Genomic DNA, 24916 nt, shown 5'->3' with positions numbered 1-24916 from the left:
GCTGCGCTACCCCTACGAGCTGCGCGACGAGGAGGACTATTTCGAGGGCATCAAGACGCCGAAGATCACCAAGGACATGGTCGAGCTCGCAGGACATATCCTGCATAAGATGGCGGCGCATTTCGATCCCTCGAAGTTCAAGGACGAATATGAGGACGCGCTGAAGGCGCTGGTGCGGCGCAAGGCCTCCGGTAAGCCGCTCAAGGTGCCTGAGCCTGAAGAAAGGCCCGACAACGTCATCAACCTGATGGACGCGCTGAAGGCGAGCCTGAAGGGCAAGGGAACGACGAAGCGGCGGGCGGATCGCTCAACGGCGCGGCGGGAGCCGGCACGCCGGACGGCGAACGGCGGACAAGTCGCTGCGCTCACAATGACGGGGTTACTGACTTGCTCCTTCTAACGCTTCCCTTCCTTCGCCCACTTCCTGTCCCCGCTTGCATTACTCGAAGCCGGCAGGCATTTTCTCCTGGGAACTGACGCCGACCACAACGGCGCCGGACCGGGGAGGATTTGATGGCATTGACGAAGTCGCACGTCGCGGGACCGACCACGCCTGCGGTGCGGGAAATGACGTTCGGCGATCTCTTGCGCAAGGCGGCCGAGGCGGCGCCCGATCGTCTGGCGCTGATTGCCGGCGTTCCTGATCCAACGCAGCGGCGGCAATGGACCTACGCACAATTTTATCGCGAAGCGGAGCGTACCGCCCGCGCGCTGCTGTCGCGCTTCAAGCCCGGCGAGCGCATCGCCGTTTGGGCGCAGAATATCCCGGAGTGGGTGATGCTGGAATTCGGCGCGGGCATGGCGGGCATGATCCTCGTGACGGTGAACCCCGCATTCCGCGCCCGCGAAGTCGAGTACGTGCTGAAGCAGTCGCGCTCGGCCGGCGTCTTCGTCGTCAACGGTTTTCGCGGCAACCCCATGCTGGAGACGGTGCGGGAAGTCAAGCCGAACTGCCCCGAGCTGCGCGAGATCATCTGCTTCGACGATTGGGACACCTTCATCGCCGCCGGCGATGACGAGAGCATCAAGCTGCCCGCCGTCACTCCCGACGATCCCGTCATGATCCAGTACACTTCGGGCACCACAGGGTTTCCCAAGGGCGCCCTGCTCCGCCACCGCGGACTGCTCAACAACGGCGCCGACACCGCCGACCGGATGGGCGTCGATGACGGTGACGTCTTTGTCACCACGATGCCGCTGTTTCACACCGGCGGCTGCGTCTGCTGCGTGATCGGGGCAGTATCGAAGGCCGCGACCACGGTGCTGGTCGAGGCCTTCGAGCCGGGCCTTGTGCTGGAAATGCTCGGGACCTATCGCGGCAATGCCATGCTCGGCGTTCCCACGATGCTGGTGGCGATGCTGGAGCATCCGACATTCGCCACCACCGATCTGTCGTCGGTCAAGGCGATCTGCTCGGGCGGCTCCACAGTGCCGGCCGCGCTGGTGCGGTTACTGGAAGAAAAGCTCGGGGCCCCCTTCACCATCGTGTTCGGCCAGACCGAATGCTCGCCGGTCGCGGCGCAGACCCGCACCCATGACAGTGTCGAGGACAAGGCCAACACGATCGGCCTGCCGCTGCCCAACATGGAAACCAAGATCATCGATCCCAATACCGGCGAGACGGTGCCAATCGGCACGATCGGCGAATTCTGCACCCGCGGCTATCACGTCATGATCGGCTACTTCGAAATGCCCGATGCCACGGCGGCTGCGATCGATGCCGATGGCTGGCTGCACACCGGCGATCTCTGCGCAATGGATGAGCGAGGCTATTGCACGGTGGAAGGCCGCCTCAAGGACATGATCATCCGCGGCGGCGAGAACATCTATCCGCGCGAGCTGGAAGAGCTGTTGTTTAGGCATCCCAAGGTCGGCGAAGTCGCCGTCATCGGCGTTCCCCACGAGAAATGGGGCGAAGAGGTCGCAGCCTTCATTCGGCCGGCGCCGGGCGCCGCGATAGATAAGGAAGAATTGATCGCCTACATGCGCGCCTCGCTCGCCCCGCACAAGACGCCAAAACACTGGTTCGTGGTGGACGCGTTTCCGCTGACCGGATCGGGCAAGATCCAGAAGTTCAAGCTGCGGGAGGCCTGGACGAAGGGAGAAATGACAGCGATCTAGTCGCCGCTTCATCCCTTGAAGGTCGGCTGCCGCGGATGGATGCAGTCCTTGAAATCGGCAAAGCCCTTCCACGCCGGCTCCGGCGGATCCTGTCCGGCAATCGGCACATAGATCGATGGTTCGATCACCCCCATCGTAGGAATATAGCGCGGACAATTCGGGAAGATCGCGCGCGCGGTGACGCGAACGATGAGCTGCGCGCCGACCGTCTCCGCAAGCAGCGGATCATTGTCGCTCACCCTCGCGCTGCCGTTGACCCGCAAACGTTTGGGCTTGTCGTGCATGGCGATAAAAAGCAGGCCGACATCGGGATTGACGACGATATTGCCGAGGCTCTTGAACATGCCGTTACCGTCGTAGTCGGGGAACGCAAGTTCGGAAGGCCCGGTGACGCGCACAAAGCCGGGCGCTCCGCCCTTGAACGAGCAATCGGGACGCCCCTCGGCATCGGCCGTCGCCAGGAAGAAGTACGGCAGGCTTTCGATGTACTGCTTGTCGTCGGCGGTGAATTCCTTCCGCATCAGTTTTTCTTCCAGCCGGTCTGAGATCCGGCGGCTGTCGAACCGATCCTGCAGTTGCCGGTTGCCTTCGTGATACATGACGCTCTCAGCCATGGCGTTGCGTCCTCCTCCATCCGGGCCCGCGGTGGTGCCCGCCAGAGAGCATAGCATTTTGTGCTGCCGTCGCATGCGGCAAGCTGGCCTGCACGACAGGTGCATTTATCTATCGGAGGTCTGATTAATCCGGCGCGCGCAACCGGTAGCCGATGCCGGTTTCGGTCAGCACGAATTGCGGACGCTCGGGATCGGCTTCGATCTTCTGGCGGAGCTGGCGGACATAGACGCGCAGATACTGCGCGTCCGTGAGTTCGTCCCACAGCTCCTTCAGTAGAAAGCGATGGGTCAGCACCTTGCCGGCGTGCTGCACCAGTACACGAAGCAACTCGTACTCCTTCGGCGACAGTTTTACCTCGCGCTCGCCGACCTTGACGATGCGGCGGACCAGATCAACGGAAAGGTCGCCAGCGCGAAACACCGGCCGTTCGCCCTGCACCTGCAGCTGATGCCGCAGCGCGGCGCGCATTCGCGCCAATAATTCGTCCATGCCAAACGGCTTGGTCAGGTAATCGTCGGCGCCGAGATCGAGCGCCTGCACCTTGCCGGCCTCGTCGCCACGGCTCGACAGCACCACGATCGGCACGCTTTCGTTGCGGCCGCGGATCATGCGCAGGAGATCATGTCCCTGGATGTCGGGCAGACCGAGATCGAGGATGATCAGCGCCAGGCTGTCGGCGAGCTTTTCCAGCGCCAGCTTGCCGTTGGAGGCTTCGAGGATCTCATAGCCCTGCGTGCTCAACCCCATCCGCAGCAATTTGCGGATCGGCGGCTCATCGTCGATGACCAGAACCTTGATCGAAGCGGCGCTCATGCGGCGGTATCCAGCGAATCTGGCACCGCCGGCACCGGTAATCGGATGGTGACGATGGCGCCGGAACGATCGGCACGGTTGGCGGCCGAGATCGTGCCGCGCATCGCCTCGACAAAACCGCGCGAAATCGCTAGCCCCAGGCCGGTGCCCGGGCGAACGTGATCGCCCTTCTGCGCGCGATAGAACTTGTCGAACACGCTTTCAAGCTCTTCCGGCGGAATGCCGCCACCCTCGTCCAGTATCTGAAGCGAGACGGTTCCCTGATCGCGCGCGCTCCTGATCGAAATCGTAGTGCCGGCGGGAGCATATTTCGCAGCGTTGTCGAGCAGGTTGAACAGCACCTGTTCGAACAGCACGGCATCGAGCTGCAGCATCGGCAGATTGGGGCTGAGGTCCAGCGACACCTTGTGGTGGATCAGAATCTTGCTTGCGCGCCGCAGCGCGCTGCCGACGATCTCGCCGACGTCATGCGGCGCGATGTTGGCCACGATGGCGCCGGATTCGAGCTTGGTCATGTCGAGCAGGTTGGCGATGAAGCGGTTGAGCCGCTCGGATTCCTCGATCATGGTAGCAAGCAGATCGTTCTTCTGCGCGTCCGTCAGTCCGGCGCCGAGGTCGCGCAAGGTCGAGGCCGCGCCGAGCACCGACGCCAGCGGCGTCTTCAGATCGTGCGAAATCGAGGTCAGGAGCGCACCGCGCAGCCGGTCGGATTCCACCGTGCGCTTGACGCGGTCCATGTCCTCCACCAGCAGCACCCGCTCAATCGCGAGCGCGCCCTGATCGACCAGCGCATCAAGGAGGCGGCGCTGATCCGGCGTCAGCAGCGGCCCGGTGCGGTCGTCGTCGATGCCGATGACACCGATCGCGCCGCGGCCGGTGCGCATCGGCAGGAACAGCCGCTTGGCGCCGGGGAGCGTGTCCGAGCCGCGGCCGGCCGGGCGATCATTGCTCCAGGCCCAGTTGGCGGCGGCGAGATCGGCCTGATCGAGCTGGTCCTCCGGCGGATAACCCGACTTCACCGTCAGCACGCCATCCTCCGGCAACAATAGCACCACGCGCACTCTCAGCATCAGTGCGGTCTGATAGGCGGTGGCCCACAATACGTCATCCAGCGTGGCTGTGCCCGCCAGCTTGCGGCTGAAAGCGTAAAGCGATTCGGTGGTCCGCACCCGGCCGATCGCGGTATCGGCCTGCGACCGCACCCGCGCCGCGACATTGGAAACCAGCAGCGCAATCAGCATGAAGAAAAAGAACGCCGTGACGTTGATGGGATCGGTGATGGTGAAGGTGTGGACCGGCGGCAGGAAGAAGAAGTTGTAGCACAACGACGCTGCGACGCTTGCCAATAGCGAAGGCCAAAGCCCGTAACGCGCAGCAACACCGACAACCGCGGTGAGGAAAACCAGATCGACATTCTCGATCCCACCGAACAGCGGTTGAATCAGTCTGGCGGCGCCAAGGCCCATGGCGACGAACAGCAGTGCCATCATATAAGGTCGCGGATTGAACGGCTCCTGCCGTGCCGCGGTCTGAACCGCTGTTTTCGCTACACCTTGCTCGTCCCCAGCGATCACGTGCACACTGATATTGCCGGCGCGACGCACCAGATCGTGCACCACCGAGCCGCGCGTCAGCTCGAACCACCAGGAACGCGTCGACTTGCCGATGACTATCTGAGTCACATTGTTGGCGTGAGCGAAACTGATCAGGTCATCGGCGATGCGGCGGCCGACGCCGGGTATGGTCAGCGCCTCGCCGCCGAGCGCTTCGGCGAGCCGCATGGTGTCGGCCAGCCGGTCGCGTTGTTCGTCGGTCAGTTGCATGCTGCGCCTTGTCTCGATGCTGATCGCGGTCCATTGCGCGTGCAGCCGGTCCGCCAGGCGCTTGGTGTAGCGCACAAGGCCTGCTGCGCGCGGATCCTCGCTGACGCAGACGAGAATGCGCTCGCCGGCGGCCCAGGGACCCGCAATGGCGTTGGCCTTCATATGCGTGAGCAACTGCTCGTCGACGCGTTCGGCGGTACGCCGCAGCGCCAGTTCGCGCAACGCGGTTAGGTTGCCCGGCGAGAAATAATGCTCCAGCGCCCGCTCGGCCTGCTTGGAGACGTAGACCTTGCCCTCCTTCAGCCGCTGGATCAGGTCGTCGGGCGTAAGGTCGACCAGCTCAATGGCATCGGCACGGTCGAATATCCGGTCCGGCACGGTCTCGCGCACCCGCACATGCGTGATCTGAGCGACCACATCATTGAGGCTTTCAATGTGCTGGATGTTGACCGCCGAGTAAACGTCGATGCCGTGCGACAGCAGCTCCTCGACATCGAGATAGCGCTTGGGGTGACGGCTGCCCGGCGCGTTGGTATGGGCGAGCTCGTCAACGAGTGCGATCTGCGGCCGCCGCGCGATCAGCGCATCGAGGTCCATTTCCTCGAGCGTCTGCTCCTTGTAGGTGAGCCGCTTCCGCGGCAGCACCTCGAGACCCTTCAGCAGCGCTTCAGTCTCGGCCCGTCCATGGGTTTCGACGATGCCGATGACGACGTCAGCGCCGGCCTTCTTGGCATGGGCGCTCTGTAGCATCTCGTAGGTTTTGCCGACGCCCGGCGCAGCGCCGACAAAAATCTTGAGCCGGCCGACACGGCTATCCTCGCGCCGGGCCGCCTCCAGAAGGGCTTCCGGCGAAGGACGCTGTTCGGGGTCACGGCGGGTTTGGACCATGCGGCAATATAGTCCTCACCTGCCAGCGGGCCTAGCCGGTCTCATTTCGAAGCCTCGTCCAGCGCCAGATTCAGCGCCAATACGTTAACTCTGAGCTCCCCGAGCAATCCAGCCATGCGGCCCTGGATGTGCTCGATAACCAACTGGCGGACGCGGTCTTCCGGCAGGTTACGGGCCTTGGCCACCCGCGGCACCTGGAATAGCGCACCTTCCGGCGAGATATCGGGATCGAGCCCGCTGGCAGAAGTGGTGACGAGATCGATCGGCACCGGCGTGGAAGGGTTTTCGGCCTTCAGCTTCTCCACGTCTTCCTTGATCCGGTCCGCCAGTGCCTTGCTGGTCGGCCCGAGATTCGATCCACCGGAATTGGCCGCGTTATAGGGCGCAGAGACCGTCTTGGACGAATCAGCTGGGTCGGGCGCCGAGATCGCGGATGGGCGGCCGTGGAAATACTTGTCTTCCTTGAACTCCTGCCCGATCAGCGCGGAGCCAATGACCTTGCCATCCTTCTCGATCAGGCTGCCTCGCGCCTGCTTTGGAAAGATCGTGCCAGCGATGGCGGTCATCGCGAGGGGATAGGCAAGGCCAGTGATCGCGGTGAGTAGCAGCAGAATGAGAATGGCGGGGCGGATTTCTCTGAGCATTGTAGGTCTCCGTAAGTTTCTCCGTCATTGCGAGCGAAGCAAAGCAATCCACGGCGCCACGAGCGGATAGATGGATTGCTTCGTCGCTTTGCTCCTCGCAATGACGCGTTATGCCAATCCCAAGGCCGCTACGGCGATGTCGATGGCCTTGATGCCGATGAAGGGAACGATGATGCCGCCGAGGCCGTAGACTAAGAGGTTGCGGCGAAGCAGCGCTCCTGCCCCGACCGCGCGATAGGCGACGCCTTTCAGCGCCAGCGGGATCAGCGCGATGATGATCAGCGCGTTGAAGATGATTGCGGACAGGATGGCACTCTGCGGGCTTGCGAGGTGCATGACGTTGAGAACCTCGAGCTGCGGATAGAAGGCCAGGAACATCGCCGGAATGATGGCGAAATACTTCGCGACGTCGTTGGCGATCGAGAACGTCGTCAGCGCGCCGCGCGTCATCAAGAGCTGCTTGCCGATCTCGACCACCTCGATCAGCTTGGTCGGGTTGGAATCGAGGTCGACCATGTTGCCGGCCTCGCGCGCCGCCTGCGTGCCCGTATTCATGGCGACGCCGACATCAGCCTGCGCCAGCGCCGGCGCATCGTTGGTGCCGTCGCCGCACATCGCGACCAGCTTGCCCTTGGCCTGCTCGTCGCGGATCAGCTTCAGCTTGTCCTCCGGCGTTGCCTGCGCCAGGAAATCGTCGACGCCGGCTTCGGCGGCGATGGCCGCCGCCGTCATTGGATTATCGCCGGTGATCATGATGGTGCGGATGCCCATGCGGCGTAGCTCGGCAAAGCGTTCGCGGATGCCGCCCTTGACGATATCCTTCAGGTGCACGACGCCAAGCAGCTTGCCGTCGCGCGCCACCGCCAGCGGGGTGCCGCCGGCCTTGGAGATCTCATCGGAAATCGTCCGCACCTCACGGCCGAGTTCACTCAGGACAGGCTGGAGCGCGCGAACCGTATTGCCTGAAGCCACCGTCTGCGACACGCCGCCACTGACATAGCTGAGGATGGCATCGACCGCGCCCTTGCGGACCGACAGCGAACCGGCGTCGATGCCGCTCATGCGAGTCTGCGCGGTGAAGGGAATGAAGGTGGCGTTGAGCTCCTTCATGTCGCGGCCGCGGATGCCGTATTTCTCCTTCGCCAGCACGACGATCGAGCGGCCTTCCGGCGTTTCGTCGGCGAGCGAGGCGAGCTGCGCGGCGTCCGCCAGCTCCTGCTCGGTAACACCGCGGACGGGACGTAACGCCGTCGCCTGGCGATTGCCGAGCGTGATGGTGCCGGTCTTGTCCAGCAGCAGCGTGTCGACATCCCCGGCGGCCTCGACCGCACGGCCGGACATCGCGAGCACGTTGAAGCGCACCAGGCGGTCCATGCCGGCGATGCCGATGGCGGATAGCAGCGCGCCAATCGTGGTCGGAATCAGCGTGACGAACAGCGCCACCAGCACCACGACCGAGATCGAGCCGCCGGCATAGGCCGCATAGCTCGGGATCGTCACAGTGGCGAATACGAAAATGATGGTGAGCCCCGCGAGCAGGATGTTGAGCGCGATCTCGTTCGGCGTCTTCTGCCGCTCGGCACCCTCCACCAGCTTGATCATGCGGTCGATGAAGGTCGAGCCTTGCGCCGCCGTGATCCGGACGCGGATCCAGTCGGAGAGCACCTGCGTGCCGCCGGTCACCGCCGAGCGATCGCCACCGGATTCGCGGATCACGGGCGCGGATTCACCGGTGATCGCGGCTTCGTTGACCGAGGCGACACCTTCGATCACCTCGCCATCGGATGGAATGTTATCGCCGGCTTCGACCAACACGATGTCACCGACTTTGAGGCTGGTGCCGGAAACCAGCCGACAGGTCCGATCGGAGCCTTCCAGTAATTTCGCCTTGCTCTCGGTGCGGGTCTTCTTCAGCGATTCCGCCTGCGCCTTGCCGCGGCCTTCGGCGACGGCTTCGGCGAAATTGGCGAACAGCACGGTGAACCAGAGCCACAGGATGATCTGGAAGGTGAAGGCGAGATTCTCCCCGCCCGTCACCAGGTTGCGAAGGAAGATCACGGTGGTGAGCGCGGCGACGACCTCGACCACGAACATCACGGGATTCTTGATCATCAGCCGCGGGTCGAGTTTCACAAAGGCTGCGCGGATGGCGGGCACGACGATCTTCGGATCAAGCATTGCCGACGCCGTTGTCTTTTTCTGCAGTTTCATGGTTTCCATGGACGTAACTCCGGAAGGCGTCACTTAGAACAGGGCATTGGCGTTCATGGCGAGGTGTTCGACGATCGGCCCGAGCGCCAGCGCCGGGAAGAAGGTGAGGCCGCCAATGATCAGGATCACGCCAACCACGAGCCCGACGAACAGGCTGCCGGTGGTCGGCAGCGTGCCGGCCGAGGGCGGGATCGACTTCTTGGCGGCGAGCGAGCCCGCCATCGCCATCACCGGCACGATCATGAAGAAGCGGCCGACGAACATCGAACTGGCGAGGGTCAAATTGTAGAAGAAGGTGTTGCCGGTCAGCCCGGCGAACGCCGAGCCATTGTTGCCCGTGGCCGAGGTAAAGGCGTAGAGCACCTCGGTAAAGCCGTGCGGCCCGGCATTGGCCATCGATGCCACTGCCGACGGCAGCACCACCGCTACCGCGGTCCAGCCAAGATACATCAGCGGCAGCACCAGGATCGCGAGCATCGCCATCTTGACTTCGCGCGCCTCGATCTTCTTGCCGACATATTCCGGCGTGCGGCCGACCATCAGGCCGGCAACGAAGATCGCCAGCACGACGAACAGCAGCATGCCGTAAAGACCGGCGCCAACGCCGCCGACGATGATCTCGCCGAGTTGCATGTTGATCAGCGGGATCATGCCGCCAATCGCAGTAAACGAGTCATGCATCGCGTTAACCGCGCCGCACGAGGCCGCCGTAGTGATGACCGCAAACAGCGAGGACGCGACGATGCCGAAGCGAACCTCCTTGCCTTCCATGTTGCCGCCGGTCAGGCCGAGCGAAGCAAGCGTCGAGGTGCCGTTAGCCTCGGCCCAATAGGTGACGGCGACGCCTGATAGGAACAGCACGCCCATCACGGCGAGGATCGCCCAACCCTGGCGTTCGTTACCGACCATACGGCCGAACACGTTGGTCAGCGCGGCGCCGATCGCGAAGATCGAGATCATCTGCACGAAGTTCGACAGCGCTGTCGGATTCTCGAAGGGATGCGCGGCGTTGGCATTGAAGAAGCCGCCTCCATTGGTGCCGAGCATCTTGATCGCTACCTGCGAGGCGACGGGACCGACAGCGATGGTCTGTTTCGCACCTTCCAGCGTCGTGGCCTCGACATAGGCGCCAAGCGTCTGCGGCATGCCCTGCCACACCAGGAACAGCGTGTAGACGATGCAAATCGGTAGCAGCACGTAGAGGGTGCAACGCGTCACATCGACCCAGAAATTGCCGATCGTGCGCATCGAGGAGCGCGAAAAGCCGCGGATCAGCGCCACCGCCAGCGCAATGCCGGTCGCCGCCGACAGGAAGTTCTGGTGCGTCAGACCCGCCATCTGGGTCAGATAGGACAGCGTGCTTTCACCGCCGTAGTTCTGCCAGTTGGTGTTGGTGATGAAGGAGATCGCGGTGTTGAAGGAAAGGTCCGGGGCTACCGCGCCCTGTTCCGCCGGATTGAACGGCAACAGCGCCTGCAGCCGCATCAGGCCGTAGATGATCAGGAAGCCGCCGACATGGAACAGCAGCATGGCGACCGTATAGGTCAACCAATGCTGCTCGCGCTTCTCGTCGACGCCGCCGATCCGGTAGAGCACGGTTTCCACCGGCCGGAGGATCGGAGACATAAACGTGCGCTCGCCGTTGAAGACGCACGTCATGTACCAGCCGAGCGGCTTTACCAGCGCGACCACGATCGCGCAGTAGAGAAGAATCTGGATCCAGCCGATGAGTGTCATGGCAGTTTTCCTCAGGATTTCCGTGCAGCCAGCAGCAGGTTGACGAGCCCGACGAGCAGCGATGCGGTCGCAACGAATGCCAGCATGATGGCGGCAAGCGCAGTCATGGCGGACCTCAGAACCGCTCCGGCCGCAGCAGCGCGTAAGTCAGGTAGAATAGGAGGCCGAGCGAGACGATACCGGCGAGCGAATAATCGAAGCTCATGGCGACCTCCCCTAAAGCCACTCGCAGGCGTAGGCGTAACCGATGCCCGCGACGAAGAAGACGAGGGCAAGCGCCATCATGAGAATATCCAGCATTGGGAATGCTCCTGTGCGTCGCGAACCGCAGACCACAATGGATGGCCAGGTTCCGGGCTGAAGTGCCACCGGACGCATAGGTTTTCGAGAAGGGAGCAACAGGAACGTTATAGGAATCTCATAAAGACGCGCTCCTCCGTCTCCCCTTGTGGAGAAGGAGGGCACCATGAAATGCCTATAACTCCGTCTCTCACCTCCTCTCGTTTTCAAATGGCTTTTTTGCCAGTTGGAGAATGCGGTTGCCGTGACAGCCGCGCCATCAACGAGACGACGCCATGTCACTTCTCTTGGAACAGCAAGCTCCCGCCGAACTCGGCGACCGGCTTCGCGAAGCCCGCTGCGTCACGGCCGAATTCCTGTCCGATATTATCCACGCCACCTGCCGGCGCTTTCCATCAATGGACCGGAATTTCAAAAGCGCCCGCATCGAGCGGCTGATCGAATCGCAGGCCTGGACCGACGCCGCGCTGGCGCTGATCGATCTCGAACTGCCGCAATGGCAGATCCGCCGCCTCGCCTATGACGAGGGCGAATGGTACTGCGCGCTGTCGCGCCAGCGCGAGCTGCCGGACTGGCTCGATCAATCGGTCGAATCCCGGCACGCCGACCTTGCCCTCGCAATCCTGAGCGCTCTGGTCGAAGCGCGGCAGATCAGCACGCCGCGGAGCCGCACCAGCGTCCCAGCCGTGCCACGAGATGCCAGCCCTCTCTGGGAGGCGATTTGCAGCGACAATTTCGCGTAAACCCGTGATTTCCTGTTGCAAATCAGTACCCTCCTTGCTTGAGAGGGTATAAAGTAGAGCCGAGCCAGCGATCAGGCAGGCGGGTGAGCAACATGACTGCCATATCGATTAGCCGAATAGTTCTTCCCCTAGTGGCGGTCGTTGCCGCCGGTGGCGTGGTGTTCGCCGTTCAGTACGTGCGCCACGAGCCGCCGGCTGACACCATGGTTGCAACAGCCGCGCCGACGATCTCGCAGCCTACGCCTGATACGCGGGAGCAGAGTGCGGCCTCGCTCGCGAACGCCAAGTCGCAAGCAAACGCTGTCGTCGACGCGCTGATCGGACCGCCGCCATCGCCGGAGAGGAGCGACGGCGTGCCGACATTCGACGTTGCCCGCATCGAGCCATCGGGCGAAGCCGTCATCGCGGGCCGGGCAGCGCCGGGCGCAACCGTGGAACTGCTGCGCGACGGCGAAGTGCATGATCGCGCGGTTGCAGACAAGTCCGGGCAGTTCGTCATCATCCCGCCCAGGCTTCCTCCAGGCACCTACGATCTGACGCTGCGCGCCAAACAAGCGGACGGCCAGCAGACCACCTCCAAACAGCGCGTGACGACAGCGCTGGAGCCGCAATCGACAGATCGGCCGATCGTCGCGCTGGTCACGCCGGATAAGCCCACCGTGGTGTTGTCGCAGCCGGCTGCGCCGAAACCGGTGGCCGGCGCTGTGGTCGTGGAAACCGTCGAGGTCGAGCGGGGCGGCAAGTTCCATGTGAGCGGCCAGGCACGCCCCGGCGCGTCCTTGAGGCTTTACCTCAACGACAGTTTCGTTACGTCGGTCACATCGGGCGCGGACGGACGTTTTGCAGTCACCATCAACGAAGGGGTCGCGCCGGGCAACTACCGCGTCAGGCTGGACGAGACGTCGAGTAGCGGCACCGTGCGCGCACGCGCCGAGGTGCCCTTCAACGCGCCCGACACAACCGCTTCCGTATCGGCACAGGCCGCGGCGTCCAAGCGTCCGGATTCAGCAGCGCCACAACAGCCGCAGCTTGCCGCCGCAGGAACGACCGTCTTGCCGGACAATGGCTCGCCGCCCTCCGCCGTGGTGGTGCCGAAGATCACGACCACAACGGTGTCCCCCGGCGACAGCCTCTGGCGCCTCAGCCAACAATCGTACGGCGCAGGGACGCGCTACGCCGTGATCTACAAGGCGAACAAGGGACAGATCCGCAATCCCAACCTGATCTATCCCGGCCAGGTCTTTGTCCTGCCGGCGCAGTGAAGCGCGGACACTGGTCCTAGGTATCGCTTCGGTCATCCGTACGAGATCACTTGGCCTCGTTACGAGGAGCAAAGCGACGAAGCAATCGATCTCGCGCAAGCGGAGACATGGATTGCTTCGGAGCCTTGTCGTCGGGCGCGCGTTCGCGCGACCCGTTGGCTCGCAATGACTGAGGACTACGTCCGCGCTACTCCGCCGCCGTTTGCAGTGCCACCTTTTCCGCACGCACCGCGCAAAACTTGAATTCGGGAATCTTGCCGAACGGATCGAGCGCGGGGTTGGTCAAAAGGTTCGCCGCCGCTTCCGCGTAGCAGAACGGCATGAAAACCATGTTCTCGGGCACGTCGCCGTCGGAGCGCACCTTGACCTCGACCGCGCCACGGCGGGTTTGCAGGCGGATGAAATCGCCGGGCCAGACGCCGAGCTTGCGCATATCCTTCGGCGCCATGAACGCCACCGCCTCCGGCTCGATCTGGTCGAGCACGCTGGACCGGCGAGTCATCGAGCCGGTGTGCCAGTGCTCGAGCACGCGCCCCGTGGAGAGGATCATCGGGTATTCGGCATCGGGCAGTTCATCCGGCGGGACCACCTTGGCCGGTACGATCTTGCCGCGGCCGCTCTCGGTCGGGAATCCCGTGGTGAAGATGATCTCGTTGCCGGGCTTGTTCGGATCGTCGACCGGATAAGTCACCGCACCTTCGCTTACCAGCCGCTCCCAGGTGATGTTCTTCAAGGACGGCATCACCTCTGTCATCTCGGCGAACACATCGGCCGGGCCGTTGTAGTTCCACGGCAGGCCCATACGTTTGCCGATTTCCTGGATGATCCAGAGATCCTGCCGCGCATCGCCCGGCGGCCGGACCACCTCACGCGCGAGCTGCACGCGGCGGTCAGTGTTGGTGAAGGTGCCGCTCTTCTCGGCGAAGGCCGAGGCCGGCAGGATCACATCGGCGTGGAACGCGGTTTCAGTGACGAAGAGGTCCTGCACCACCAGATGATCGAGCCTGGCGAGCGCTTCGCGCGCATGCTGCAGATCTGGATCCGACATCGCGGGGTTTTCGCCCTCGATATACATGCCCGTGATCTGGCCGGCATGGATCGCATTCATGATCTCGACCACGGTGAGACCTCGCACAGGATCGAGGTCCTGACCCCAGAGTTTTTCGAAGGGCTCGCGCAGATCGGTGCGGCCTACCGGCTGATAATCCGGCAGGAACATCGGGATCAGGCCGGCGTCGGAAGCGCCCTGTACGTTGTTCTGGCCGCGCAGCGGATGCAGGCCGGTGCCGGGGCGGCCGACCTGGCCAGTTGTCAGCGCCAGCGCGATCAGGCAGCGTGCGTTGTCGGTGCCGTGGATGTGCTGACTGATGCCCATGCCCCAGAAGATGATGGAGGCCTGTGAGCGCGCGTAGACCCGCGCCACTTCCTTCAGCGTCTCCGCCGGAATGCCGCAGATCGCTTCCATCTTCTCCGGCGGGAATTCCTTGATGCGCTCGGCAAGCTCGTCAAAGCCCTCGGTGTAGCCCGCGATGTATTGCTGATCGGTCAGCCCTTCGGTGATGATGGTGTGCAGCATCGCATTCAGCATCGCGACGTCGCTGCCGGGCTTGAAGGCGAGATGCTTCCAGGCGTAACGCGACAACGCCTGCCGGCGCGGATCCATCACGATCAGCTTGGCGCCGCGCTTGGCCGCGTTCTTGAGATAGGTCGCAGCAACCGGATGGTTCACGGTCGGATTAGCGCCGATCACGATGATGACTTCGGCGTCCATCGCCGCCGCAAACGGCGCCGACACCGCGCCCGAGTTAAGTCCTTCCATCAGCGCCGCCACTGATGAAGCGTGGCACAGCCGCGTGCAGTGATCGACATTGTTGGAGCCAAAGCCGGTGCGCACCAGCTTCTGGAACAGGTAGGCCTCTTCGTTCGAGCCCTTGGCGGAGCCGAAGCCGGCGAGCGCCTTGACGCCCTTCTCATCGCGAATCTTCACGAGGCCCTTGGCTGCGATGTCGAGCGCCTCTTCCCACGAGGCTTCGCGGAAATGTGTGAACGGATTAGCCGGATCGACCTGATCGTTGGCGTCCTTCTTGGCATTGGGCAGCCGTACCAGCGGCTTGGTCAGCCGATGCGGATGGTGGATGTAGTCGAAACCGAAGCGGCCCTTGACACAGAGGCGGTTGTGGTTGGCCGGGCCGTCGCGGCCCTCGGCGTAGATGACTTTCTCGTCCTTGACCTGATAGGTGACCTGACAGCCGACGCCGCAGAACGGGCACAGCGAGTCGATCTTCTTGTCCGCGTAAGTGACGCGGGTCTGCTTCTCGTCCAGCATCACCGAGGGCATCAGCGCGCCGGTCGGGCAGGCCTGCACGCATTCGCCACAGGCGACGCAGGTCGATTCACCCATCGGATCGTCGAAGTCGAACACGATCTTGGCGCCGGCATTGCGATAGGCCATGCCGATGACGTCGTTGACCTGCACCTCGCGGCAGGCGCGCACGCAGAGGCCGCACTGGATGCAGGCGTCGAGATTGACGCTCATCGCGGGATGGCTGGTGTCGCTCTGCCACCGCTCGGCCGCGGGGAAACGGCTCTCGGTCACCTCGACCTTCTCGGCCCAGTGCCAGAATTTCGAATCGGGATCGTGGGAGGTCTCGCGCGCCGGCTGGTCGGCGACCAAGAGCTCCATCACCATTTTCTGCGCCGCAACCGCACGCGCGCTCTCAGTCTTCACCTTCATGCCGACGCTCGGCGTGCGCTTGCAGGACGCGGCCAGCACGCGCTCGCCCTCGATCTCGACCATGCAGGCGCGGCAGTTGCCGTCGGGCCGGTAGTCGGGCTCGGGTGAATAGCAGAGATGCGGGATTTCCTTCTGGTGGCGCTTGGCAACCTGCCAGATGGTCTCGCCCGCATTGGCCTCAACCTGTTGGCCGTCGAGCTCGAACTTGATCTTGGTCATTCCGCAGCCTCTTTCGGCACGAATTCTTCCGGAAAATACTTAATCACTGACGTCAGCGGATTCGAGGCGGCTTGTCCAAGCCCGCAGATCGAGGCATCGCGCATCGCCTGGCTCAGCTGATCGAGCAGTTCGCGGTCCCAAACCGGCCGCTGCATCAAAAGCGCCGCCTTCTGGGTGCCGACCCGGCACGGCGTGCACTGCCCGCAGCTTTCATCCTCGAAGAACTTCATCAGGTTCAGCGCCGCATCCTTCACGCTGTCCTGCTCGGACATGATCACGATGGCGGCCGAACCAATGAAGCAGCCGTATTTCTCCAGCGTGCCGAAATCGAGCGGGATGTTGTCCATCGACGCCGGCAAGATGCCGCCCGACGCGCCGCCCGGCAGATAGGCGTGAAAGGTGTGGCCATCGGCCATGCCGCCGCAGAACTCGTCGATCAGTTCGCGCACGGTGATGCCGGCCGGCGCCAGCTTCATACCGGGATTCTTCACGCGGCCGGAGACCGAATAGCTCCGCAGACCGTGGCGGTCGTTGCGGCCGTGGCTCTTCCACCAGTCGGCGCCCTTCTCGACGATGTCGCGCACCCACCACAGCGTCTCGACATTGTTGATCAGCGTCGGCAGGCCGAACAGGCCGACCTGGAACGGATAAGGCGGCTTGTGCCTGGGCAGGCCGCGCTTGCCTTCAATGCTTTCGAGTAGGGAGGATTCCTCGCCGCAGATGTAAGCGCCCGCGCCGCGGCGCATGTGCAGTACCGGGCCGCCCGGCGGCAATTTGGCGATTTCACGGGTGAGGATTTCGCGCGAAGCCGGATATTCGTCGCGGATGTAAATGTAGACATCGCTCGCCTCGACCACATGCGCGCCGATCAGCATGCCCTCGATGAAGCGATGCGGATCGGTTTCGAGATAGTAGCGATCCTTGAAGGTGCCGGGCTCGCCCTCATCGCCGTTGATGGCCATCAGCCGCGGGCCTGGCTCGCCCAGCACCGCGCGCCATTTGCGTCCGGTCGGGAAGCCCGCGCCGCCGAGCCCGCGCAACGAGGCGTCGTCGAGCGCCTTCAGGAGATCTTCTTTCGTCATCGCGCCGGAGCGCAAACGGTTTAAAAGCTTGTAGCCGCCGTCGGCGACATAGGCGTCGTAGTCAGTATATTTGGGCAGATGCGTATGAGTCTCGCCGGCCTTGGCTGCGGCGAGCACATTCGTCACCGTGGCATGATCGACGAAGTGGTGGCCGACTTCAGCGGCGGGCGCGGTGTCACAGCGGCCAACGCAGGGCGCGCGCACCACGCGGATGCCCGGGCCGGCCTTGTTCTGCAATTCGTGCAGCAGCTTCTCCGCGTCCATCATGGCGCAGGTCAGCGAATCGCAGACGCGGATGGTCAGCGGCGCGATGTCAGGCGCGCCCTCCTTCACCACGTCGAAATGCGCATAGAACGTCGCGGTCTCGAACACTTCCGCAAACGACAGCTTCATCTCGTCGGCAAGCGCCGCCAGATGCGCCGCCGAGATCTGGTGATACTTGTCCTGGATCAGATGCAGGTGCTCGATCAGGAGATCGCGGCGCCGCGGCCGGTCGCCGAGCAGCAGCTCGATCTCGTGGGCGGCGGTGGGATCGACCTGGCGGCCCTTCGGCGTCGCCTTGGCCCGCTTCCGTCCCGCGCCCGGATGTTCGAACGAGCGGACTAGTTGTACGTCATGATCCATCGAAACGTCTCGTTCCCTGCCTGTTGTTAAGCGAAAGCTTAGCCCGTGGCATGCCAGATGCCAAGAAAATTATCGCTCATTGGTAAGCATTTAAGGCGGCGATCGGCGGCGCAGTTCGATTTATGCGCGCCAGGAGCGAACCAACGCAGTGCCTGCCTTGCCGATGACGAATGAGAGCGCGAATTGATCCCGAGATCAATAAAGCCGTCTCATGCTGCGATTGCGAACGCGCATCGATTTTGGTTTGCGATTAATCGATGTGGATTCAAAATGATCGGAGAGCCACTCTGATCTAGCCGGCTCAGTTCCCGGGGACGGCCGCCTTCTCGATCAGGAAAACGATACGGCTTTCCGCGCGCTCAGCTATCTCGACCTTGTCGCCGGTTTCACGAATCAAATTCGGAATGTCGATCACTGAGAGCGGATCGGTGCAGTGAACTTCCAGGAAACTGCCCGGCGTGATCGACTTCAACGCCTTGCGCGTTTTCAGCGCCGGCAACGGGCATTTGAGACCGGTGAGATCAAGTTTTGTCGTGCTCATGCGAGTGACCATGGCGAAGCAACCCCGCATCGTCAACGGACATCAATTGATCAGACCCGCATAAGAAAGGAACCCGACTGTCTGGCCGGGGGAGACCTGCGTGACGTCTTCTCCGAGTTCGACCAGGCCGTCGGTATCCGCCAGCGAGGACAACAGCCCTGCGCCTTCGCGCGGAAACTTCACCGCTTCCAGCGCGCCGTCCGCGCCCTTGCGCAGGCTGACGCGGACATACTCGCGGCGCGAAATCTTCTTCTTGTAGGTGAAGGCGGCACGGACCGGCATCGGCGTCAGCGGCTCAGGCTGCGCACCTGATAGCGCCAGGATTGTCGGCCGCACCACGTGGACGAAGGTAACAAAACTCGCCACCGGATTGCCGGGCAATCCGATGAAAGGCGTGCCGCCGATGATGCCCATCGCAACAGGACGACCCGGCTTGATCGCCATCCGCCACAGCACCAGCCGACCCACACTCTCCACGCTTGCCTTGACGTGATCCTCCTCGCCAGTCGAAACGCCGCCGGTGGTGAGTATCAGGTCGTGCGCGGCGGCAACGTCCTGCAGCGCACGGGCGAGCGCGGCACGGTCGTCCCTGATGATCCCGAGATCACTGACCTCGCAGCCGAGCCGCACCAGCATCGCCATCAGCATGAAACGGTTGGAATCGAACAATTGCGGCGCCGCGCGCATTTCACCGGGTGAGGCCAACTCGTTGCCGGTGGAGAACACCGCGACACGAAGGCGCCTGACGACATCAAGTCCGGTCAGGCCAAAAGCAGCGGCGAGCGCAACGTCCTGCGGCCGCAGCCGCTGGCCCGCCTTTAGCGCCGCAAAGCCCAATGGAATGTCCTCGCCCGCGGGCCGCACATTGGCGCCGGGCTTGAGCCCCGCGGGAAGCGCAACGCTGTCGCCGTCAACGCGGACATCTTCCTGCATGAACACGGTGTCGGCGCCTTCCGGCATCGGTGCACCGGTAAAAATGCGCATCGCATGCCCTGGCTTGATCGGCGCAGACGCGGTACTGCCGGCCTGAACACGCCCGATCACCGGAAAAGTCTGTTCGTCTTTCTGCGGCAGATCGCGGCTTGACACCGCATAGCCATCAACGGCGGAATTGGTGAACGGCGGCAGCGGCAGCGGAGCGAGAATATCATGCGCGAGAACGCGGCCATCGGCTTGCGCGAGCGTAACCGTCTCGACGTCCACAACGGGCGTCACACGCGTGGCAATGAGACCGACGGCCTCATCGACCGACATCATCGGGCCACCGAAGGCAAAGCAATCGTCCGACAATTGCGCCATGTGCCTGATCAGCCCTCAGCTTCGCATTTGGCCAATACGTCTTCGAGCGAGATCGCCGATTTCAGCATCATCGCCGCAACCGCCTCGATATCGTCGAGATGGGCGGTCGGCAGCGTGGTTTCAACCGTTGTGTCGGTCGCAATACCGACGATGCCGGGATCGTCGGGAAACAGCAGCGGCTTGCCATTGGCGGCGCGATAGACCTCGATCTTGCGGTGCGGCTCGCGCTTGAAACCCTCGACGACGACGAGATCCACCCGCGACATTTTCGCCAGCAATTCGGACAACCTCGGCTCGGCAGCACCTCGCAACTCGTGCATCAGGGCCCAGCGCCGATTCGAAGAAACCAGGACCTCGGCGGCACCAGCCTCGCGGTGCCGCCAGGAATCTTTGCCGGGCACGTCGACATCGAAGGCATGATGGGCGTGCTTGATCACGGAAACGCGAAGGCCCTGTTTTGCGAATTGCGGGATCGCTCGCGTCAGCAAGGTCGTCTTGCCGGCACCGCTCCATCCCGCTAGGCCTATTACTTTCATCCCATACTCCGGCGGCAGCGCTTGTATCGTCGTTATGCCCGGGCAAAAGTGCGAAGCGCGTCTTCACCCTAGAAGCCCCAGGCATCCACGTCTTGAGACTATCGCCGAAAGAAGGACGTGGATGGCCGGGACAAGCCTGGCCATGACGGGTAGGCCGTGACTTGTTAACTCCGGTCCTTATATCAGCCCAGAGACAAAGTCATGCTAACCTGCGTCCTATGATGAAGATGGAAAAAGCCCCCGCCCCCCTGATTGTGCCGAATCCCGAGGATCCGCGGCTGACCGAGCGCGTCGCCGGCACCGACCAGACCGGCGCGACCGTCGAGATCCGGGTGCCGATGGAGCGGCCGCTGACGCTGTATCTAAACGCCCAGGAGATCGTCACCATGATGACGATCGGCGACTATCCGGAATATCTGGCGCTCGGCTACCTTCTCAACCAGAACATGCTCAAATACGACGACATCGTCACCGAGGTCGAGTACGACGACGATTTGCAGGTCGTGGTGGTGCGCACCGAGCACCACACCAATTTCGAGGCAAAGCTGAAGAAGCGCACGCAGACGTCCGGTTGCGCGCAAGGCACCGCGTTTGGTGATCTCCTGGAAGCGGTGGAAAGCGTCGCGCTGCCGAAGGCCGAGTTGCGCACGTCGTGGCTCTACGAGATGACGCGCACGATCAACACCATGCCCTCGCTCTATCTGGAGGCCGGCGCGATCCATGGCTGCGTGCTGTGCAAGGAAGGACGGCCGATCTGCTACACCGAAGACGTTGGCCGCCACAATGCCGTCGACAAGATCGCCGGCTGGATCTATCGCCATGGCGTCGATCCCGCCGACAAGATCCTCTACACCACCGGCCGCCTCACCTCGGAGATGGTGATCAAGACGGTGCGGATGGGCATTCCCATTCTCGTCTCGCGCTCGGGCTTCACCGCGTGGGGTGTCGAGCTGGCACGGCAGGTTGGGCTGACGCTGGTCGGGCGCACACGCGGCAAGCGTTTCATCGCGCTGTCTGGACAGGAGCGGATCGTGTTCGACCAGAATCTCGACTACGTCGAGGAGGAGTCCGCGCGGCACAAGCGCAAGGGCGAAGAGCGTGACGACTAGAATTCCTGGCGTTCTCCTGGCAGGCGGGCTCGCGCGGCGGATGGGCGGCGGCGACAAGCCGATGCGCACCATTGGTGGCCGCACCATTTTGGACCGGGTGATCGCGCGGCTTGCGCCGCAATGCGACGGCTTGATCCTGAACGCCAATGGCGATCCGGCGCGCTTTGCGGCATTCGGCTTGCCGGTCGTTGCCGACGGCGTGGCCGATTTCCCCGGCCCGCTCGCCGGCATTCTGGCAGCGCTCGATTGGGTTGCGGCGAACCGGCCCGATGTGAAACTTATCCTCAGCGCCGCCGCGGACTGCCCGTTCCTGCCGCGCGATCTGGTATCCCGGTTACGCGGCGCACTGGAAGCGGAGAATGCCGAACTGGCTGTCGCCGCTTCCGACGGCCAGTCGCATCCGGTGATTGGTTTATGGAGCGTCAACTTGCGCGAAGAGCTCCGTCACGCTCTTGTGGTCGAGGGCATCAGGAAGATCGATCGCTGGACCGCGCGCTACCGGCTGGCCACGGTGACATGGTCCGTCGAACCGCTCGATCCGTTCTTCAACGCCAACACCGTCGATGATATCGCGGAAGCTGAACGGCTGGCGGCGCTGGACGGTAGGTGATCCTGCCCCGGATGCTGCCAGCACGTAGCATCCGCGACGCGAGGAATCCCAACGCCGTCACACACTCGACGCCTCGACGACGGGATAAGCGCCAGCGGTCTTAACTACCTGGAGATTGAAGAATTCAGTCATGATTTCGGCTTCAGATTAATGCAATTTAATGGAGTTGCTCATAGGGTGCCGCGGAGGATTTTGGCGCGAGGCAGCCGTGGCAGTATTCGGACGCAGGAAGCCCCAAAGCTTCACCGAATTAAAAGAGACAATGCGTCCAACACCGGACGCAGATGGCGTTACCCGCGTTTTCTCCAAGGAGCTTTGGAACGATCCCAAGATCGGCAACCTGCTACGGGAATGTGGCTTTGCCCCGGATGACGCGCGCAACATCCTGCCCACGGCAAATGACTATGTCGAGCTTTTCGCCGCCGCCAGGAAGCGGCTGGAGGAGCGCACCGAGGCGTTTAACCGCGAAATGACCATGCGCCACGGCTATTGCCGTGCCGCGCCCTTTCTGGTCATCGACCACACTATCTGGGACGGCGAGCACGGCGCGTTTCTGTACGCCCAGATGAACCTCATCGGATTCGATGACTGGAATGTACTCATGCTGGCAGCAGACGTACGCACCAAAGAGGCCTGCGACATGGCAGGCCATCCCGGTACGATTCCGGCCGTGACGGAAGTCATGACCAAACGCGTGATCGATTGGAAGCAGCGCTATGAACTCGCGCTGGAAGCGTTCGGAGTTACGGCAATGGGCGGCCGAGGCATGAGCCGCGAGCAATTCGAGCAAGAGCACGATGCGCTGCGCAGGAAGATTATGGACAACGTCGGCTGGATGAAGCCGCGGATCATCAGCGAGCTGTTGCGCGTTCAGGGCTAGGACAACTATGCCGCCAGCGGCACGCTCCAGGCGTCATAGCCATACACCCAGTCGGTATCGGTCTTTCCACTGAGCCAGGTATTGGCGCGCGAGGTCGCTTGGATGCGTGACATCCGCTCCTTGCGCGTCGCCTCAAATCGGCGGAATGCATTCCGCGAACGCTTCAGGCTGGCCGAAAGCCCGCCTGCACCAGTGCGGCACGGCCCGCTTCCGAGGCCAGCTCATCGAGAAAGGCCTGCACAGCCGGCCTTTGCTTGCGCGCCTTGACCAGCGCGAAATCATAATGCTCTTCGGCAAAGGGAATGAAACCCAGGTTTGACGCATGCGCGACCGGCGCAATGGTCATGCCCCAGTCGGCACGATGCTGGGCGACGGCTGCAGCCACCGCATTGTGCGAACGCGGCTGATTCCAGTAACCGTCCGGACGCGCGCCGCCGAGCAGGCGGTCGATCAGGATGCGCGTGCCGGCGCCCTGGTTACGGTTGACCATGATGCAGGCGGGATCGGCGAGCGCGGCTCGAACCGCGTCTTCCGCGCTCTTGCCTTCGAAGCGCTGGTCACCCCTACGGAACACAATCCCCTGCATACGCCGCCAACCCGGCACCAGTTCAAGCCCCTCGCTGAGATAGGACGTGTTGTAGGTCTCGGTCTTCTCGTCGAACAGATGAATCGGCGCGAAATCGCATTCGCCGCGCTTGGCAGCCGCGAGGCCTCCGAGGCTGCCAACCGCAATTGAGCGCACGACGAGCCCGGCATGCGCCAGCGGCGCGGTGACGAGATCGAGCCCGGTGCAATGGCTGCCGACGATGACGAGATCCGGCACCCGTACATGCGGCGTGAACAGCGTCACCTCGGTCTCGCCTCCGGCGGGCATCTGGTCCGCCAACGCATCGATGCGCAGAAAGCCGTCAGCCTGCGCAAAGGATGTGATAGCGCCAGAACCTTTTCCGGTGGGGTAAGCGATCAATCCATCGGTCCCCTCGACAAGCGACACCATGACGAACTCGGTGCGGCCGAGCTCGGAAGCGATCCGCACCGGCACACGCGCATTGACTTTGGCCTCCGAACGCGGCGGCAGGCCTGCCATCCGCCGCAGCACAGGCACGATCATGTCGTGGAAGGTGAACATCGCCGAGGTCGGAAATCCCGGCAGGATGACCACCGGCTTGCCGTCGCACACGGCAAGGCACAGCGGCTTGCCGGGCTTCAGCGCCACGCCATGCGCGATGATGCCGGGCTTGCCGAGCCGGCCGATGATGCGATGGGAGATGTCGCCCGCGCCTTTCGAAGTGCCGCCCGACAGTACCACCATGTCACTGGTTGCCAGCGCCTTACGCATCGCGTCTTCGAGTTGCGGTTCATCATCCGCAATTGCGCCGAGAAAGTGAGCCTCGCCGCCATTCTCTGAAATGGCCGCGGTGACAATTGCGCCGTTGGTGTCGTAGATCGCAGCCGGCCGCAGCGGCTGGCCGGGCTGCACCAGCTCGTCGCCGGTCGAGATGATGGCGACGCGCGGCCGTCGTGCGACCCTCACATGTGCGATACCACAGGCCGCCAGCATGCCGATCTCGCGCGAGCCAATGATAGTGCCACTGCGCAGCAGCGCTTCACCGCGCGCGATATCCGAACCGGCATAGGAGATGAATTGTCCGGGCGAAGCGGCGCGGCGGATTTCGATCGCGCGAGGTCCCGCCGGCTGGGTATGCTCGACCATCACGACGGCGTCGGCCCCGCGCGGCACCGGACCGCCGGTTGCGATCGGCGTGGCCGTTCCCGACAGCACCGGCCGCGTCGGCGCGGTGCCGCAAGCGATCACCTCGTCGTTCAGCATCACGCGGACTGGCGAAGCTTCGCCCGCAGAAGCGAGATCGGCCGAACGCACGGCAAAGCCGTCGACATTGGAGCGATCGAACGGCGGCACGTCGATCGGTGCCACTACGTCTTCAGCGAGCGCGCAGCCGAGCGCGTCCGCAAGCGGCCGCTTTTCACTTGCGATCGCGCGCGGGAACAAGGCGGCCTCGAAACGCGCCAGCGCATCCTCGCGCGACAGGATCGTCAGAAACTGATCCTGCTCGCTGCTATCGCGATCTCTTGGCGAGGGCGTATTGCTCATTCCTGGACTCAT

General features: G+C 63.2%; 20 protein-coding genes. 7 read left to right on the top strand and 13 right to left on the bottom strand.

Going from position 1 to position 24916, the window contains the following annotated elements:
• A partial coding sequence (locus J6524_RS31230) for a Ku family protein (RefSeq protein WP_512699575.1) occupies nucleotides 1-400 on the top strand: 400 nt, incomplete at its 5' end.
• Between the two features lie 113 nt (nucleotides 401-513).
• On the top strand, nucleotides 514-2121 hold the full coding sequence (locus J6524_RS31225) for an AMP-binding protein (RefSeq protein WP_225677733.1): 1608 nt from the start codon (nucleotides 514-516) through the stop codon (nucleotides 2119-2121).
• An 8-nt stretch (nucleotides 2122-2129) separates the two neighbouring features.
• Here J6524_RS31225 and J6524_RS31220 read toward each other — a convergent pair whose 3' ends face one another.
• The 7 genes from J6524_RS31220 to J6524_RS31190 form a co-directional block, all read right to left on the bottom strand.
• Complete coding sequence (locus tag J6524_RS31220; RefSeq protein WP_225677732.1) at nucleotides 2130-2735, bottom strand: pyridoxamine 5'-phosphate oxidase family protein; 606 nt, start codon at nucleotides 2733-2735, stop codon at nucleotides 2130-2132.
• A 124-nt stretch (nucleotides 2736-2859) separates the two neighbouring features.
• Nucleotides 2860-3549, bottom strand: coding sequence for a response regulator (locus tag J6524_RS31215; RefSeq protein WP_225677731.1), 690 nt, complete (start codon nucleotides 3547-3549; stop codon nucleotides 2860-2862).
• Nucleotides 3546-6260, bottom strand: a complete 2715-nt coding sequence (locus J6524_RS31210; RefSeq protein ID WP_225677730.1) for a DUF4118 domain-containing protein — start codon at nucleotides 6258-6260, stop codon at nucleotides 3546-3548. Before J6524_RS31210 ends, J6524_RS31215 begins: the two co-directional genes overlap by 4 nt.
• A gap of 41 nt (nucleotides 6261-6301) precedes the next feature.
• The gene (locus tag J6524_RS31205) at nucleotides 6302-6904 is read right to left on the bottom strand and encodes a K(+)-transporting ATPase subunit C (RefSeq protein WP_225677729.1); all 603 of its coding nucleotides are present in this window, start codon (nucleotides 6902-6904) and stop codon (nucleotides 6302-6304) included.
• A gap of 108 nt (nucleotides 6905-7012) precedes the next feature.
• Nucleotides 7013-9124 (bottom strand): potassium-transporting ATPase subunit KdpB, encoded by a 2112-nt coding sequence (gene kdpB, locus J6524_RS31200; protein ID WP_225677728.1) that lies wholly within the window; start codon nucleotides 9122-9124, stop codon nucleotides 7013-7015.
• Between the two features lie 24 nt (nucleotides 9125-9148).
• Nucleotides 9149-10852 carry a potassium-transporting ATPase subunit KdpA gene (kdpA, locus tag J6524_RS31195; protein ID WP_225677727.1) on the bottom strand — a complete coding sequence of 568 codons (1704 nt, stop codon included), beginning with the start codon at nucleotides 10850-10852 and terminating at the stop codon, nucleotides 9149-9151.
• 115 nt (nucleotides 10853-10967) lie between these two features.
• A complete protein-coding gene (locus J6524_RS31190; protein WP_225677726.1) occupies nucleotides 10968-11057 on the bottom strand; it encodes a K(+)-transporting ATPase subunit F in 90 nt (29 codons plus the stop codon).
• 370 nt (nucleotides 11058-11427) lie between these two features.
• Here J6524_RS31190 and J6524_RS31185 point away from each other — a divergent pair, with 370 nt between their 5' ends.
• Both J6524_RS31185 and J6524_RS31180 read left to right on the top strand, forming a co-directional pair.
• A complete protein-coding gene (locus tag J6524_RS31185; protein ID WP_225677725.1) occupies nucleotides 11428-11895 on the top strand; it encodes a hypothetical protein in 468 nt (155 codons plus the stop codon).
• A 92-nt stretch (nucleotides 11896-11987) separates the two neighbouring features.
• Entirely contained in the window at nucleotides 11988-13157 is a 1170-nt protein-coding gene (locus J6524_RS31180) for a LysM peptidoglycan-binding domain-containing protein (protein WP_225677724.1), read from the top strand.
• Nucleotides 13158-13344: 187 nt separating this feature from the next.
• Here J6524_RS31180 and fdhF read toward each other — a convergent pair whose 3' ends face one another.
• The 5 genes from fdhF to mobB all read right to left on the bottom strand — a co-directional run bounded on the left by fdhF (nucleotide 13345) and on the right by mobB (nucleotide 20192).
• Nucleotides 13345-16110: a formate dehydrogenase subunit alpha gene (gene fdhF, locus J6524_RS31175; RefSeq protein WP_225677723.1), complete on the bottom strand. Its 2766-nt coding sequence runs from the start codon at nucleotides 16108-16110 to the stop codon at nucleotides 13345-13347.
• Nucleotides 16107-17816, bottom strand: a complete 1710-nt coding sequence (locus J6524_RS31170) for an NADH-ubiquinone oxidoreductase-F iron-sulfur binding region domain-containing protein (protein WP_225677722.1) — start codon at nucleotides 17814-17816, stop codon at nucleotides 16107-16109. The genes fdhF and J6524_RS31170 overlap by 4 nt, the downstream gene beginning before the upstream one ends.
• Nucleotides 17817-18117: 301 nt before the next feature.
• Complete coding sequence (locus J6524_RS31165) at nucleotides 18118-18357, bottom strand: sulfurtransferase TusA family protein (RefSeq protein ID WP_225677721.1); 240 nt, start codon at nucleotides 18355-18357, stop codon at nucleotides 18118-18120.
• Between the two features lie 42 nt (nucleotides 18358-18399).
• On the bottom strand, nucleotides 18400-19656 hold the full coding sequence (locus J6524_RS31160; protein ID WP_225677720.1) for a molybdopterin molybdotransferase MoeA: 1257 nt from the start codon (nucleotides 19654-19656) through the stop codon (nucleotides 18400-18402).
• An 8-nt stretch (nucleotides 19657-19664) separates the two neighbouring features.
• Nucleotides 19665-20192 (bottom strand): molybdopterin-guanine dinucleotide biosynthesis protein B, encoded by a 528-nt coding sequence (gene mobB, locus J6524_RS31155; RefSeq protein WP_225677719.1) that lies wholly within the window; start codon nucleotides 20190-20192, stop codon nucleotides 19665-19667.
• Nucleotides 20193-20410: 218 nt separating this feature from the next.
• Between mobB and J6524_RS31150 the strand changes: the two genes are divergently transcribed.
• From J6524_RS31150 to J6524_RS31140, 3 genes are all read left to right on the top strand, one after another.
• A complete protein-coding gene (locus J6524_RS31150; RefSeq protein ID WP_225677718.1) occupies nucleotides 20411-21301 on the top strand; it encodes a formate dehydrogenase accessory sulfurtransferase FdhD in 891 nt (296 codons plus the stop codon).
• Complete coding sequence (mobA, locus tag J6524_RS31145; RefSeq protein WP_225677717.1) at nucleotides 21291-21911, top strand: molybdenum cofactor guanylyltransferase MobA; 621 nt, start codon at nucleotides 21291-21293, stop codon at nucleotides 21909-21911. The genes J6524_RS31150 and mobA overlap by 11 nt, the downstream gene beginning before the upstream one ends.
• Nucleotides 21912-22119: 208 nt before the next feature.
• Complete coding sequence (locus J6524_RS31140; protein ID WP_225677716.1) at nucleotides 22120-22791, top strand: hypothetical protein; 672 nt, start codon at nucleotides 22120-22122, stop codon at nucleotides 22789-22791.
• 163 nt (nucleotides 22792-22954) lie between these two features.
• Here J6524_RS31140 and J6524_RS31135 read toward each other — a convergent pair whose 3' ends face one another.
• Complete coding sequence (locus J6524_RS31135; protein ID WP_376712100.1) at nucleotides 22955-24916, bottom strand: molybdopterin biosynthesis protein; 1962 nt, start codon at nucleotides 24914-24916, stop codon at nucleotides 22955-22957.

The organism is Bradyrhizobium hereditatis (assembly GCF_020329435.1).
In the GTDB taxonomy this organism is placed as follows: Bacteria; Pseudomonadota; Alphaproteobacteria; order Rhizobiales; family Xanthobacteraceae; genus Bradyrhizobium; species Bradyrhizobium hereditatis.
The sequence above is the reverse complement of the archived record's forward strand: the minus strand, read 5'-3'. Positions and strand labels throughout refer to the sequence as shown.

What these genes read in the sequence shown, in the direction of transcription:
- J6524_RS31225 (WP_225677733.1), top strand. Translation starts at nt 514, where the DNA reads ATGGCATTGACGAAGTCGCACGTCGCGGGACCGACCACGCCTGCGGTG.
- J6524_RS31220 (WP_225677732.1), bottom strand. Translation starts at nt 2,735, where the DNA reads ATGGCTGAGAGCGTCATGTATCACGAAGGCAACCGGCAACTGCAGGAT.
- J6524_RS31215 (WP_225677731.1), bottom strand. Translation starts at nt 3,549, where the DNA reads ATGAGCGCCGCTTCGATCAAGGTTCTGGTCATCGACGATGAGCCGCCG.
- J6524_RS31210 (WP_225677730.1), bottom strand. Translation starts at nt 6,260, where the DNA reads ATGGTCCAAACCCGCCGTGACCCCGAACAGCGTCCTTCGCCGGAAGCC.
- J6524_RS31205 (WP_225677729.1), bottom strand. Translation starts at nt 6,904, where the DNA reads ATGCTCAGAGAAATCCGCCCCGCCATTCTCATTCTGCTGCTACTCACC.
- kdpB (WP_225677728.1), bottom strand. Translation starts at nt 9,124, where the DNA reads ATGGAAACCATGAAACTGCAGAAAAAGACAACGGCGTCGGCAATGCTT.
- kdpA (WP_225677727.1), bottom strand. Translation starts at nt 10,852, where the DNA reads ATGACACTCATCGGCTGGATCCAGATTCTTCTCTACTGCGCGATCGTG.
- J6524_RS31190 (WP_225677726.1), bottom strand. Translation starts at nt 11,057, where the DNA reads ATGAGCTTCGATTATTCGCTCGCCGGTATCGTCTCGCTCGGCCTCCTA.
- J6524_RS31185 (WP_225677725.1), top strand. Translation starts at nt 11,428, where the DNA reads ATGTCACTTCTCTTGGAACAGCAAGCTCCCGCCGAACTCGGCGACCGG.
- J6524_RS31180 (WP_225677724.1), top strand. Translation starts at nt 11,988, where the DNA reads ATGACTGCCATATCGATTAGCCGAATAGTTCTTCCCCTAGTGGCGGTC.
- fdhF (WP_225677723.1), bottom strand. Translation starts at nt 16,110, where the DNA reads ATGACCAAGATCAAGTTCGAGCTCGACGGCCAACAGGTTGAGGCCAAT.
- J6524_RS31170 (WP_225677722.1), bottom strand. Translation starts at nt 17,816, where the DNA reads ATGGATCATGACGTACAACTAGTCCGCTCGTTCGAACATCCGGGCGCG.
- J6524_RS31165 (WP_225677721.1), bottom strand. Translation starts at nt 18,357, where the DNA reads ATGAGCACGACAAAACTTGATCTCACCGGTCTCAAATGCCCGTTGCCG.
- J6524_RS31160 (WP_225677720.1), bottom strand. Translation starts at nt 19,656, where the DNA reads ATGGCGCAATTGTCGGACGATTGCTTTGCCTTCGGTGGCCCGATGATG.
- mobB (WP_225677719.1), bottom strand. Translation starts at nt 20,192, where the DNA reads ATGAAAGTAATAGGCCTAGCGGGATGGAGCGGTGCCGGCAAGACGACC.
- J6524_RS31150 (WP_225677718.1), top strand. Translation starts at nt 20,411, where the DNA reads ATGATGAAGATGGAAAAAGCCCCCGCCCCCCTGATTGTGCCGAATCCC.
- J6524_RS31135 (WP_376712100.1), bottom strand. Translation starts at nt 24,916, where the DNA reads ATGAGTCCAGGAATGAGCAATACGCCCTCGCCAAGAGATCGCGATAGC.